The organism is Aquirufa nivalisilvae (assembly GCF_004307455.1).
GTDB lineage: Bacteria > Bacteroidota > Bacteroidia > Cytophagales > Spirosomataceae > Aquirufa > Aquirufa nivalisilvae.
Map to the genome: position 1 here is coordinate 108978 of NZ_SEWX01000003.1, position 15700 is coordinate 124677.

General features: G+C 37.9%; 6 protein-coding genes. 2 read left to right on the forward strand and 4 right to left on the reverse strand.

Translation table 11 applies throughout. From position 1 onward, the window contains the following. Positions 1-144: 144 nt before the first annotated feature. The 4 genes from EWU22_RS05680 to EWU22_RS05695 all read right to left on the reverse strand — a co-directional run bounded on the left by EWU22_RS05680 (position 145) and on the right by EWU22_RS05695 (position 9880). The gene (locus EWU22_RS05680; protein WP_130924768.1) at positions 145-1125 is read right to left on the reverse strand and encodes a PorP/SprF family type IX secretion system membrane protein; all 981 of its coding nucleotides are present in this window, start codon (positions 1123-1125) and stop codon (positions 145-147) included. 9 nt (positions 1126-1134) lie between these two features. Beyond that, complete coding sequence (locus EWU22_RS05685) at positions 1135-1668, reverse strand: gliding motility-associated C-terminal domain-containing protein (RefSeq protein ID WP_130924769.1); 534 nt, start codon at positions 1666-1668, stop codon at positions 1135-1137. Between the two features lie 814 nt (positions 1669-2482). Then, on the reverse strand, positions 2483-3445 hold the full coding sequence (locus EWU22_RS05690) for a PorP/SprF family type IX secretion system membrane protein (RefSeq protein WP_130924770.1): 963 nt from the start codon (positions 3443-3445) through the stop codon (positions 2483-2485). Positions 3446-3472: 27 nt separating this feature from the next. Beyond that, entirely contained in the window at positions 3473-9880 is a 6408-nt protein-coding gene (locus EWU22_RS05695) for a putative Ig domain-containing protein (protein WP_130924771.1), read from the reverse strand. 745 nt (positions 9881-10625) lie between these two features. Between EWU22_RS05695 and EWU22_RS05700 the strand changes: the two genes are divergently transcribed. Then, positions 10626-14036 carry a SusC/RagA family TonB-linked outer membrane protein gene (locus EWU22_RS05700; RefSeq protein WP_130924772.1) on the forward strand — a complete coding sequence of 1137 codons (3411 nt, stop codon included), beginning with the start codon at positions 10626-10628 and terminating at the stop codon, positions 14034-14036. 23 nt (positions 14037-14059) lie between these two features. Further along, complete coding sequence (locus EWU22_RS05705) at positions 14060-15697, forward strand: SusD/RagB family nutrient-binding outer membrane lipoprotein (protein ID WP_109324970.1); 1638 nt, start codon at positions 14060-14062, stop codon at positions 15695-15697. Positions 15698-15700 lie beyond the last annotated feature (3 nt).

Consider the following 15700-nt stretch of genomic DNA (forward strand, 5'->3'; position numbering starts at 1 on the left):
TTTACTACAATTGGTCAGATATTCAACGAAGCTATTAGGTCCAAAACAAATCTACTGTAGACTGCTATGGGTTAAGTTTAATCAAAGTGTATAAAAAAAGCTCAGGGTTTAAACCCTGAGCTTTTAAATGTTTTGTTGATGTAGTTATTTCACTGCTGGATCGCTGGCAGGAGCGGCTACTTCTTTTTTGAAGAAGGAGAATCTCAAGGCGATTTCATGAGTTTGAGTACTTACTTTACTAATATTGGAGATTGGTAACTCATATACGTAACCTAGGTAGATTTTTTTGCTTGCTTGCATACCAAGGCGTAAGCCGTAACTATCTTTATGACGGTAACTTAAACCAATGTCTAATTTCTCTTTAATCTGAGCATTCAAATTAATATCCCAGCTTAAAGGGACATCGGCAGCTACTCTCAGCAAAGTACTTGGGAATAAGTTGATGTTATTACCCATCTTAATTTTAGTACCCATCATCGTGTAGAAGTAATCCACATCTTTATAGGCTCCACTAGCAGTACCAAAATCATATTTGAATACACGTGGTTGAGAGATGCTAACGAATAAGCCATCTCCTTTGCTAAAACGTAGACCCCAACCTGTATTGAATTTTAATCCTGTTGAGATATCTTGAGCAAAAAGGGCATCATTAGGATTAACTAAGCGAATGGATGACCAATTTAAAGCTAAATTTGAGAATCCACCGCGGATACCGCCTGACATTTTCCATTTATCATTTAAAGAAACGTGGTAAGCGAAATCAGCACCAATATTAGTCGTTTTAACTGGACCAGCTTGGTCAACCATAGCTAAAAAGCCTAAACCTTTCTTCTCACCCCATTTGATATTCGCTGTTGCAGCAATTGTCTTTGGTGCTCCTTCTACACCGATCCATTGTTGTCTATTAATGAAAACAACTTCGGAGTTTTCGGTAGAACCTGAATGAGCAGGAGTGATAATTTGTGGATTAAATCGGTAAAGATTGTACATGCTTTCAATTTGAGCATGTGATGTAAAACTCCAAGAAAGTAAGCATCCTAAAAGGAGGTAAGTAAGGGCCAAGCGGCCCCAACTTTGCCTTTTTTGATCTACTCTCAGTTTAATTTGTATATAATTATAGAACATTTTATTACTTTACTTTACTGCTAATCTGTTGATAAGTACGTATGTCGATATGTTTTCCTTTTGTCCATAAAAATCTATTACATAATAATAGATTCCATCTGGAAGGAGCTTACTGTCGCTTGTAGAATCCGAAGTGAGATATTCTCCTCCCCAATCATTGGCATAGTTTTCTTTTTCAAAAACTAAATTTCCCCAGCGATTAAAAATGCTTAGCTTATTCTTAAGCCCTAAGATTCCGTCAATGACCAACTTGTCATTCTTACCATCACCATTGGGTGTAATTCCTTGTGGAATGATACCTATGGATTCTATGTTTTCTGTGCGAAACTTATTTTTATCACTTGTAGGAATAACAAATTGACCTTTAAGGCTTGAATCTGCTAACATACGAGTGTTTACCATGGATAAACCTTTCGAAATACGCTCACTAGCAAGAACCTCGCTTGACATCATTCCTAATCCAAGAACAACTAAAAAAGCAGACGCTTTTTTAAAGGTTAAGGAAGGAAGTATAATCGAACAGGGGTTGAATATTGAATTCATTTAATCTTTATTAGAACACATTTCAAAATTTTCAAAAGCTGGTTTATTCAATAACAAGTAACAAGCACATCACATGGATGGTTTGTCAAAAGAATTGTTTTAAATATTCTTTAAAACAAGCAAGCCAGATTTTTGCGGAATTAAATTTTTCTGTAGTCTTAATACAGAACAGCTGAACCGTGAGTTGAGCTGAGAGATAGATTTTTTCATAATTAATTTAGAACATAGTAGAACACTAAACCAGAGCGAAGTCCTATACCCCTGTTCTGATTTGCTTTACAAATGTACTTCAATAGATTAATTTAAAAAATAGAACATTGTTATTATTTGTTCTTAATTTTAAATTCAAAACAAAGTTGTTGGTCTGTTTACTTTAATGTGCCTTTGTTGATTTTTTGGCCTGAAGAATGTGCGGCATTTGAAAGTTTGTATCGAATTCTTAACTGCTATTTTTACTTGTCTATTTGAATGAAATTTAAGCTTTTCTTTACAAATTGACCGTAAAATACGCTTTTTTGCCGCTAAATAAGCTTTTTATTGATAGGGAATTGAAGGTGTTTTAGTTGATGATGACTAATTTGCCCTGTAAAGTTAATTTAAAATTCTAAGATAAATTCGGTTACAAGACTGAAAATATGTGCCTGTTTTTAAATGAATAATAGTTTACAAGCCTATTGTATCCGTATGATTTTATCTAATATTGAAAAATCGGCTTTAAAATGAATGCTCATCTATATTTGGAGCATAAAAAAAGCTAGATCAAAAATTAACCTAGCTTTCCACTTTTCGTTCTCTAATCTACTGTCTTTAATATCTATTTCGTTTCCAAGGAGCTTTTCTTGTTAAACGTAAATCGTAATGCAATTTCATGAGTTTGAGTACTTACTTTACTGATGGCAGAAATAGGTAACTCAAACACATATCCTGCGTATAGATTTTTGGTTGCTTGGAAGCCTAAACGGATACCATAGCTATCTGCTCTACGGTAGCTAAATCCTAAATCAAATCGATCACGGATATGGCTATTGATATTCACATCATAACTTAATGGAACGTCCGTTGCTACACGTATCATAGCACTCGGATACAAGGTAATTTGTGAGCCTAGTCGAACCTTTGTACCAACCATGGTATAGTAGTAGTCTACATCTTTATATCCTCCTGACACAGCACCAAAGTCGTATTTTAATACCCTGGGTTGAGAAATACTTAAAAATAGCCCATCGCCTTTTGAGAAGCGTAGTCCCCAGCCTGTATTGAATTTTAAACCGCTAGAAATGTCTTCTTGAAAGTTATCATCTCCTACATGTGTTAAGCGAATTGCCGACCATTGTATGGTTAAATTGGAGAATCCTCCACGGATACCTCCAGACATTGTCCATTTGTCATTTAATGGGATATGGTAGGCAAAATCCGCACTAATGGTGGTAGTTTTAATAGGTCCAGCTTGATCCATTAAAGCAACGACACCAATCCCCTTATTTTCTCCCCATTTTTGGTTAAGACTTGCTGCAAATGTAACGGGTGCTCCTTCAAAGCCTGTCCACTGACGTCGATTGATGACTGTGATATCGGAAACTTCTGAAGAACCAACGTGTGCAGGAGTAACGATTTGAGGGTTAAAACGATATAAACTGTACATCGTTTCAATTTGCCCTTTTGATTCATATGAACAAATACCTAATAACATCGCTACTAGGGTAGCAACCAACATGCCTTTTAAAGACATGTTGGAAAGCTTCGTGATGTTGGAGTTACTATATTGATTCGTATTCATTTTTCTTTCTGTTTTCAGCGGTGTTTATTACTTGATTTTCAGTCTATTGATGAAGATGAATGTTGAAATGTTTGGCTTAACACCGTAGAAATCAACAATGTAGTAGTAAACTCCATCTGGAAGTAAACCATCTTTCAAGATAAACGCGTTATTACTTTCTCCACCCCAGTCATTTTTATAGTCTTTGGTTTCGTAAACTATTTCACCCCAACGATTGAAAATGCTTAATGTATTCTTGAATCCTAAAATGCCTGGAATAATCAATTTGTCATTTTTACCATCACCATTTGGAGAGATACCTTGTGGAACGAATGATGGACAAACATCTGGGTCTAGGCGATTAGGAATACCATCATTATCACAATCAGGTAATCCACCGTAATCTATATTATCTTCCATGATATCTGGGATACCATCGTTGTCATCATCCGTATCTTGGAAATCAGGAATACCATCTTTATCGGTATCTACTGGATTATTTGGATTTGTTCCAGCTTCAACTTTATCCTGAATACCATCGTTATCAGCATCTAAATCACGGAAATCAGGAGTACCATCTTTATCTGAATCTACTGGAATACTTGGGTTGGTACCAGCTTCTACTTTGTCTGGAATACCGTCATTATCCGAATCTAAGTCTTGGAAATCCGGAGCACCGTCTGAATCCGTATCAACTGGGTTATTCGGGTTATTACCAGCCTCTGTTTTATCAGGGATGCTATCATTATCTGAATCTAACTCACGGAAATCAGGAATTCCATCTTTATCTGTATCCGTAGGAGTCGTAGGATTTTTACCCGCTTCTATTTTATCTGGGATACCATCATTGTCGGAATCTAAGTCGCGGAAATCAGGAGTACCATCTTTATCTGTATCAACCGGATTGATTGGATCTTTCCCTGCTTCTAAACTATCTGGGATACCATCGTTATCCGAATCTATATCGCGATAATCTGGTAAATCATCTTTATCGGTATCCACTGGATTATTTGGATCTACACCAGCTTCAAATACATCTGGGATACCATCATTATCTGAATCAGTATCACGGAAATCAGGAGTTCCGTCTTTATCCGTATCCACAGGGTTGTTTGGATCAGTGCCTGCTTCAATCTTATCTGGGATACCATCATTGTCCGAATCTAAGTCACGGAAATCTGGTGTACCATCTTTATCTGTATCCACAGGATTGTTTGGATCAGAACCCGCTTCGATTTTATCTGGGATACCATCGTTATCTGAATCTAAATCGCGGTAATCAGGAGTTCCGTCTTTATCCGTATCTACTGGATTGTTTGGATCAGCACCTGCTTCGATTTTATCTGGAATACCATCATTGTCCGAATCTAACTCACGGAAGTCAGGAGTACCATCTTTATCCGTATCTACAGGATTGTTTGGATCAGTGCCTGCTTCGATTTTATCTGGGATGCCATCGTTATCCGAATCTAAATCACGGAAGTCAGGGGTACCATCTTTATCCGTATCTACTGGATTGTTTGGATCAGCACCTGCTTCGATTTTATCTGGGATGCCATCGTTGTCCGAATCTAAATCACGGAAGTCAGGAGTACCATCTTTATCCGTATCTACTGGATTGTTTGGATCAGAACCCGCTTCAATTTTGTCAGGAATACCGTCATTATCCGAATCTAAATCTTCAAAGTCTTTAGCTCCGTCTTTATCTGTATCTACTGGTGAGTTACAAGAAACAGCTTCTAAGGCATCAGGGATACCATCATTATCAGAATCTAAATCACGGAAGTTCGGTTTGTCGTCTCCGTCAATATCACCTCCTAATTCCACACGGTCAGGAATACAATCATTATCCGAATCTAAGTCAAGAAAATCAGGAGTGCCATCTTTATCTGTATCAATGACTGGAACATATTGTCCACGATCATCCCAACCATCTCCATTTCCGTCATTCAGGTTATTACATGTAGCACATTTGTTTTTGCCTTCCCATGCATCTGGAATGGTATCACCGTCAGAATCTAAATCCAAATAATTTGGAATTCCATCTCTATCATTGTCTCCATCTCTTTCGTCGCTATCTCCTAACCAATCACCATCTGAATCTAAATCACGGTAATTAGGAATGCCATCGCCATCAGGATCAGAAGTTAATTCTTTGCTATCCAGTAAAGAATCTCCATCTGAATCTAAATCCAAGAAGTCTGGAGTACCATCTCGATCTGTATCAGGAATTGGTGCAGGATTAGATTCTAAGAAATCAGCTAAACCGTTTTTGTTATTATCAATGAATGCACCATTTTGGTCAACACGTCCATCATAATTTGGATCTATGACACCACGTCTTGAATCAGTTGCTTCCCATGCATCTAAGATTGAATCACCATCTGAATCAAGATCTAAATAGTTTGGAGTTCCGTCACCATCGCGATCACTTGATCCTTCTGTTTTATCTAAGATGCCATCGTTATCCGAATCTAAATCTAAGTAGTTAGGTATGCCATCTCCGTCTGTATCAATGTTTTTCTCGATACTATCTGGGATACCATCATTATCTGAATCTGGATCTTGGAAGTTTGGAATTCCATCAGAATCATAATCTTGGCAACTAGGACCTCCAGAAGCACATTCTACACTGTTTGGAATACCATCATTATCACAATCATTGGCTCCGAAAATAGCAAAGCTTGGAGAACCAATGGAAGGTGGGTTGCCGCCAGCACCACCAACACAATAGTTGAGCGGTTGTGGATCTGTACCATTGTTGGTTCCATCTCCATCGCAGTCCGTATTTTTCCAAGTCAAGGTTGTATTAGCCAATATCTGACTTGCTGGATTGTATGAACATCCATCATTTGGATTTGTACCATCGATCGCTTCTTGAGCATCAGAAACGCCATCACCATCGGTATCGGTAGGTAAGCCAGAATTTACCTGCATGGTAAATGTATTGGAAACTGTATTTCCTGAAACGTTGGTTGCAGTTACGGTATAGCTAGTCAACGAAGTTACAGCAGTAGGTGTACCTGTAATTTTACCATTGACTGTACTAAAAGATAAACCAGCTGGAAGTGTACCAGTAGTTAAGGCGTAAGAATCAACTGTACCTGTAATGCTTGGGTCTAATGAAGTAATAGCTATTCCAACAGTATACACATTGGGAGTATTGTAGCTTAAACCAGTAGGTGCAGCATTATTAACCGTAATCGTAAATGTATTTGAAACGGTATTTCCTGATACATTGGTCGCAGTTACAGTAAAGCTTGTTAGGCCAGTTACCGCAGTAGGAGTTCCTGTAATCTTACCATTAACGGTGTTAAAAGATAAACCAGCTGGAAGTGTACCAGTCGTTAAGGCGTAAGAATCAACAGTACCAGTAATGCTTGGGTCTAATGAAGTAATAACTGTTCCAACAATATACACATTAGGAGTATTGTAGCTTAAGCCAGTTGGAGCAGCATTATTAACCGTAATACGTACTGCGGTTGTCGTACTACCCGTTCCATTGGAGGCAGTAACAGTATAATCAGTTGCTGGACTAGTTACCGTTGGTGTACCACTAATAACCCCAGTAGTTGGGTTAATACTTAAACCTGTTGGTAATGTAGGAGAAATAGTATAACCGGTAACAGTCCCAGTTACTGTAGGGTTTAAAGCCGTAATGGCTGTATTCACGGTATATACATTCGGTGTCGTGTAGCTTAATCCAGTTGGAGCAGCTGCATTAACTGTTATACTAATAAGATTAGAAGTAGTATTACCAAATCCATTCGTTGCTGTTACCGTATAATTGGTAGCTGAACTAGTCACAGTAGGTGTCCCATTAATGACCCCAGTTGTTGTATTGATACTTAAACCTGCTGGCAGTGTTGGTGAAATGGAGTAGGTATCTACACTACCTGTAATGGTAGGATTTAAAGCCGAAATAGCAGTTCCAACTACATAAACGTTAGGAGTGGTGTAGCTTAAATTAGAAGGAGGAGTATTATTAACCGTAATACGTACCACAGCAGTGGTATTACCTGTGCCATTGGTCGCTGTAACAGTATAATCAGTCGCTGGGCTAGTGATTGTGGGAGTCCCACTTATTACCCCAGTAGTTGTATTAAATAATAATCCAGTTGGTAATCCTGGAGAAATACTATAACTATCTACAACACCAGTGACTGTTGGATTCAAGCTAGTAATAGCTGAATTAACCGTGTAGACATTTGGTGTAGTATAGCTTAAACCGCTTGGAGCTGCATTATTAACAGTAATACGAACTATGGCAGTAGTATTACCTGCTCCATTAGAAGCAGTTACGGTGTAGTCAGTTGCCGAACTTGTTGCGGTTGGAGTACCACTGATGACACCTGTAATTGGATTGATTATTAAACCGGCTGGTAGAGTTGGAGATATAGTATATCCTGTTACTGTACCTGTTACGGTAGGATTTAGTGCAGTTATAGCACTACCTACAACGTATACATTCGGTGTAGTATAGCTTAAAGCAGAAGGAGCAACAAGTGCGGCATTAACTCTTATATTAAGTACGGCAGTTGTGCTACCTGTGCCATTTGAAGCCGTTACCGTATAGTCGGTAGCCGAACTAGTTACCGTAGGTGTTCCACTGATTACCCCAGTAGTTGGGTTAATCGATAAACCAGTTGGTAATGTAGGAGAAATGGTATAGCCTGTAACTGTTCCCACTACGGATGGATTTAGAGCTGTAATAGCTGTACCTACCGTATAAACATTGGGAGTATTATAAGTTAAATTTGTTGGAGCAGCTAATGTAGCGTTCACCGTAATGTTGACTAGAGCTGTCGTACTACCGGTTCCATTGGAGGCAGTAACAGTATAATCAGTTGCTGGACTAGTTACCGTTGGTGTACCACTAATAACCCCAGTAATAGGGTTAATACTTAAACCTGTTGGTAATGTAGGAGAAATAGTATAACCGGTAACAGTTCCTGTTACTGTAGGGTTTAAAGCCGTAATGGCTGAATTCACGGTATATACATTCGGTGTCGTGTAGCTTAATCCAGTTGGAGCAGCTGCATTAACTGTTATACTAATAAGATTTGAAGTAGTATTACCAAATCCATTCGTTGCTGTTACCGTGTAATTGGTAGCTGAACTAGTCACAGTAGGTGTCCCACTAATGACCCCAGTTGTTGCATTGATGCTTAAACCTGCTGGCAGTGTTGGTGAAATGGAATAAGAATTCACACTTCCAGTCACTGTAGGGTTTAAATTGGTAATAGTTGTTCCGACAACGTAAACATTTGGAGTAGTGTAGGTTAACCCACTAGGAGCAACTGCATTTACTGTGATGTTGATTACCGCTGAGGTACTTCCTGTTCCATTGGTGGCAGTTACGGTATAATTGGTAGCTGAACTAGTAACAGTAGGTGTACCACTAATTACTCCAGTTGTTGTATTGAAAGATAATCCAGTTGGTAATCCTGGTGAAATGCTATAACTAGTAACTGTGCCAGTTACTGTAGGTGAAACATTGGTAATAATGGTGTTAACACTATATACTTTAGGCGTTGGATAACTTAAAGCACTTGGGGCAGCATCATTATCTATAATGGATACGACTGTTGTATTGGTTACAATGGCGGCATTGACCGCATTGGCAATGACAATATTAAACGTTTCTGTTGATTCGGCCGTTAAATCATCTAATACAGGAACGGTGATTGTTTTACTTGATTCTCCAATAGCAAATGTCAGGGTGCCAGTCGTATTAGTATAGTCTGTTCCGTTGGTAGCAGTACCTCCTGAGGTAGAATATGTAACGGTAGTTGAAACAGTTGCAGCTGCGCTTAAAGTAACTGTAGCAACCGCATTCACACCACCAACAGTTTCAGTAACACTGAGTGTAGACGTAATGTTTAGCTTAGGTTGAGCAGCTAAATAGTCATTTAAACTAGTTAACATTTGAGATACCGTGGCAGCATTACCTGTAACGATACCTCCTGACATATTCAATATTTGTCCATTGAAAGTTAATCCTAAAGCTTTGGTAGCAGTAATGGTATAGCTTCCAGAATTTATGGTTATAGCTTCACTAGTTCCCACATTTGGAAAGAAAATCATGGTTCTAATGGTAGATCCATTTGTTTCTCGCCAGTTCATAAAACCAGGAATGGAGTGGTAAACGTTGTTTTTGTCATAAAATGTGACAAATCCAGGTAAGTCATTACCCTGCAATTCAAAACCAGATACACTGGAGTTTTGAGCAAATGAAAGACGGGTGATACCAGTTGTGGATACAGCAATACCATTGTTCGCTTTGTTGTTTCCATTTTGATCAGCAATAAATCCTTCATTAAAGGAAACTGATACATAGCCAGCCATGGCTGGCGTTGCAGCTGAGAGTGTGAAGATTAATGTAGCTAAAAAGAGAAGCTTTTTTAAGATAGTGCGCTTTTCAATTGTCTTTAGGGTTTGGTAACATTTTTGCATACTATAATTTGTTTGATAACTATTTGGTTAAAGAAATAGTAAGATTAGAGAATGAACCCAAAGCCACGGATTAATGTGAACTATAGAACTACCAAGAAATCTTTGAGAAAAGTAAGATTGCGCCAGAGGGCTGAATAGACTAAATCAAATCATCAAAAACATCTAAAGGAATAGACGGCAGGAGAACTGATATTAGTTAATTTAGAACAAGGAGTAATCCGCTTTTAATCAAAAGAATTCTCGCTCTGAGTTTTCTTTCATGCGAAATACGGATTTATTGTTGCCAAATTATAATTGTAACACGGTTATCATGTTCTTAATTTGCAATGAAGGACAAAAAATATTGTTTTAAGCGATTTGGGGCTTAATTATAAAAAAAACACCATGCATAGGGTGGTTTTTGGGGGTGTCAAAAAATGCAACAATTTTCCATTTGACATAAAAACAAGCAAAGTTAATCATTTGTAAATTATTATGCATTTTGAATATATCTTTACATATTCTAATATTATAAATCAACTTATTGATTTTCAGGTATTTATACAATTTTGTTTTTGATGTAATTTTGAATATTGTTAAAATAAGTTTACAAAATCAGTACATTCATATATAGTTAATATACCTTCCTTGAATTTAACCGTTCATCCTAATTTTACCATGAATTAATAGAAATTTAATTAGGTAAATTAGAATTTTACTTATATTGCTAGCTGTTCAACTTATTTTAAACCTATTTATCACAACCATGAAAGTAAACTTCACTCAACAAAAATTGAGAGGGTGGTTTTTTTCTGTGTGGCTATTAACCATTTGCAGTCCAGTTTTGATGGCTCAAAGTCAGGTAGTTACAGGAAAAATCAGCTCTAAGCAAGATGGTACAGGAATCCCTGGTGCCAATGTCAGCCTAAAAGGTACTTCCCGAGGAAGTAGTTCTAATGAAGCTGGAAATTATTCCATTGAGGTTTCAGGACCCAATGCCGTATTAGTCTTTTCTTCTGTCGGTTTTGAACCAATAGAAGTACGCGTAGGTAATCAAAAGAAAATTGATGTTAATTTAAATCCAGGCACCTCCATGTTAAATGAAGTGGTGGTAACGGCTCTAGGTATACGTAGAGAGGAAAAATCCTTGGGTTATTCCGTAGCCAAAGTGGATGGTAAAGAAATGAACCGTGTGGCACAAGAGAACGTGTTAAATGCTATGGCAGGTAAAATGGCCGGTGTTACCATCAGCTCTACCGGAGGTACAGGCTCATCTGTTAGCATGGTTATCCGTGGTGCCAATTCACTAAGTACTGATAATCAGCCTTTATTTGTTATTGATGGTGTTCCTATTGCAAACACCTTAAATAATATTAGTCAGGTTGGAAACGATAACCGTGCCGACTTTGGAAACTCTATTTCTGGTTTAAATCCTGAGGATATTGAAAATGTTTCTGTCTTGAAAGGCCCTAGTGCTGCAGCTCTATATGGTTCTAGAGCTGGAAATGGTGTAGTTTTGATTACCACCAAATCAGGTTCTAAGTCAAAGAAAATGACTGTGAATATTACTTCCAATACGGTATTTGATAATCCCTATAAGTTTTTGAAATGGCAAACGAAATTTGGTCCAGGTCAGTTTTCTGCTATTCCTGTTTCTATTACAGGTAATCCTCTTTCAAACGCTTTTGGAAAATTAATTCAAGAAGAAGTTGGTGCTACCTATGGCGCCGAATTAGATAAAGGATATTCTGAAGTTCAATGGAATAGTCCTGTAGATGCTAATGGAAAGAAAATCGCAACTCCTTTAATATCACACAAGGATAATGTGGCCAAATTTGTTCAAACGGGTATCACTACCACTAATGGTATTTCCATTGCCAATAGTAATGATCAATTTAATTATCGTTTGTCTTATTCTAACATGCAGAATCGGGGTATTATTCCGAATTCTGATTTGTTTAGAAATACCTTAAACTTAAATACATCAATTAAAGTCAATAAGAAATTGACGCTAAGTAATAATTTAGATGTAAGTCGTTCGTCTTCCAATAACCGTCCTGCCGGTAACCGAGGTACCAATCCTTTGGAATGGGCATATAACGTATCCCCACACATTGATATCTTAGATTTAAAAGATTATTGGATGCCTGGTCAAGAGGGTTTGCAACAAAGAACTCAATACAATACCGTTTATAATAATCCTTATTTCTTAGCCTATGAGGTTAATAATGGATTTGTGCGTGATCGTTTGTTTGGAAACATCCGTTTGGATTATCAAATCACACCGGAATTCAGTTTAATGGGTCGCTACGCTTTAGATACTTATACAGAACAGCGTGAAATGAAAATTGCCAATAGCTATACCAATGATCCAAGAGGAGCATATGGTAATATTAATTTAGCCAATTTTGAAAGTAATGCAGACTTCTTAGCTACTTACAAAAAAGATATCAAAGACTTTAGTCTATCTTTCTCTGTAGGAGGAAATGCTCGTTATCAACGTGGTTCTAATATTACCAATGCTAGTAAAAGCGGAACCGGTCTAATTGTACCAGGGGCATTCAACGTACAAAATATTGCTCCAGCTAACTTAGACTATTATAGTACTTGGTTCCAACGTGCTATTTATAGTGCATACGGTTTAGCTAATATTGGCTATAAAGACATGATTTTCTTGGATGTTACGGCTCGTAATGACTGGTCAAGTACTTTACCAGCTGCTAACCGATCGTATTTCTATCCTTCAGCCTCATTGAGCGTCTTGTTTAATGAAATGTTCAATATGCCCAATCAAGTGGATTTATTTAAATTCCGTGGGGGTGTAGCTCAAGTAGGTAATGATGCCAATCCTTATCAATTATTAGGAACTCTAGGTAATGCTGGAACTTGGGATGGAATTCCTCGTTTGAGTACTCCAGGAACATTATTGATCTCTGATTTGAAACCAGAAATTGTAACCTCTTATGAAACTGGCTTTGATTTAAGTTTATACCGAAATCGACTACGTTTCTCAGGAACTTATTATCAAGTGGAAAATAGGAACCAAATTTTGAGTACCAAATTGCCTCCATCATCGGGTTATTCCTTAAAAAATGTCAATGCTGGTTTATTAGTAAGCAAAGGAGTTGAATTAACGATGGGTTTTACACCAGTTAAATCTTCCAATTGGAACTGGGATGTTAATTTAAACTGGACTCGCAATAGAACCCGTATTGTCGAATTATCAGATGATCTTCCTTATTACACTTTATGGCAAGATGCCAAAGGAGGCGCATGGACTTATGTAGGAGAGGAAATTGGGGATATTTATGATGCCCAGATTGTCACAGTTAAAGATAAAGCTTCCCCTTATTTTGGCTATCCGATTTTGGATAATACAGGTAAGTGGCAGTCGGTTGATGCTATTAACACCAGAAATAAGATTGGAAACTTCAATCCTGACTTTATCTTAGGTATGCAGACTTCCATTTCTTACAAGCGTTTGAGTTTAAATATGTCATTTGATTGGCGTAGTGGTGGTCAATTCGTTTCTCAAACCTACCGTTATGGAGAAGAGAATGGTCGTTCTCAATTGTTCTTAGACAAATTGATTAATCCAAACGGATTGACTGGAGATGCGCTAAAAAGCTATTTAGTGGCCAATCAAGAGAATTTAATCAAGATTACAGGGAATTATTTCCCATTGGTGGGTGGACCAACGCCAGAATATGGTCCTTATGGATTTAAGTATGGCCCATATAACTTCCCTCATGGAGGCGTATTTATTCCTGGGGTAATTGCTACAGGTTATGACACATCAGGTAATCCAACAGGATATAGAGAAAATTTAGGTAATACAGGCACAACAACACTTCCTTTTGCAGGATCTACTGCTTGGTCATTTACACGTGCGTTCTTGTATGATGCGGATTATTTAAAATTGCGTGAAATCTCCATCGGTATTGATTTACCACAGCAATGGTTAAAGAAAATTGGTGTTCAAAATGCCAATTTCTCGGTGTACAGTCGTAATATCATCCTTTGGACTAAGGCGAAAATTAACATTGATCCTGAAACAGCTTTCCAACAAGAGGCAGGAGTTCAGGGTGGTGGTACTCAATTCAAACAAGGAATTGAGCGTTACAACGTAACCCCTTGGGTTATTCCTGTTGGTTTCAAATTAGGTTTAACTTTTTAATGAAATTTAGACAGCAAAAGATCATGAAAAATACTTCATATAAAATAATGGCATTGGTGCTAATCCTATCGGGTAGTTTTTACTCTTGTAAGGATTTAACGGTGCTCAATCAAAATCCCAACGGGATCAATCCGGAGACTGCTAATCCTAATTTAGTGATGTCTACCGTATTAACTGAAACAGGCAAGGCTTTTGTTAACTTAGGTTATCAAGATATTGCGGGTGTCATGCAACATACTCAAAAGGATGGATGGTCCGGTGGCCATAATACTTATGAGTGGGGAGGAAGCCAATCATGGGCTTCTTACTACGATATACTTCGTAATAATCAATATGTGTATAACCGTTCGGTTACCTTGAATTTAGAATTACATCAAGGTATTGCTCTTGTGACTAAATCCATGATGTTTGGGTTGATAACTGACTTGTGGGGTGATGCTCCATATACAGCTGCATTAAAGGGAGCAGAAGGTGGTGCTACTAATACTTTTCCAGCTTACGATACACAGGAAACGATTTACACGGGTATTTTAGCCGATTTAGAAACAGCTAATAATCTATTGTCGAAAGCTTCCTATCCAAGTACTCCTGGAACGGCCGACGTATTTTATCAAGGAAATGCTTCCAAATGGAGAAAATTAGCGAATTCATTGGCATTGCGCTATTACATGCGTATTTCTGCCAAGAAACCTGATGTAGCTAAAGCAGGAATTGAGAAAATTTTGGCAAATGCCACGCAATATCCAATCATTACGGCTATTGCAGATGATGCAGCTATGCCATTTGCAGGAAATAGTGATAGTGATTCTTGGCCATCCAATGCGGTGTATGATGCTAGCGCTTCCAACTACCGTCGAATTAAAATGGCAGCCACTTTCGTAAATAAATTATTGGACTTAAAAGACCCTCGAATTGGAATATGGGCTAATAAAGTACAGATTCCATTAGTTGTGGATGCTAGTTTACCTAAAGGAACTGATAAAATTGAAGGAGGAAAACGCTATTTGGCACCTGATAAAGTAGTAGGTAGAGATGTAAATACACATCCTGAATATGTTGGATTACCTACAGGTATCATTGGTGGAGCATCTTATAATTTGAGTCCTACGGCTGAGCAGGGAGCCAATAACCCACACGTTTCTTGGGTTAACGATATTTACCGTCAAGCCAAAGGTCCATTATTGAAATCAAGAATGATGTCGGCTGCTGAAGTACGTTTTATTTTAGCAGAAGCTGCCTTGAAAGGTTGGGCTGTAGGTGGTACTGCCAAAGCACATTATGAAGCTGGAGTGAAAGCCTCATTAGATACTTGGGGTGTTGGTGGAACTTATGCTACTTACATCACAAATCCAGGAGTAGCTTTTGATGGAACGCTGAGTCAAATCATCGAACAAAAGTGGATTTCTAGTTGGACTGCGGCCCAAGAGGCTTGGTTTGATTACCGCAGAACAGGTTTCCCTGTTTTAACAGCAGGTCCAGCTGCCATTCGTAAGGTATTGCCAGTTCGTTTTTACTATATGCTAGACGAAAGAAATTTAAATAAAGTAAATACAGAAGCTGCTATGAATAAGTTGGAAACAACTACTTATTCAGAAGCGGATGGTAAAAATAGCCCTTGGTCTAAGCCATGGGTATCTCAGGGTACTGGAAAACCTTGGTAATCA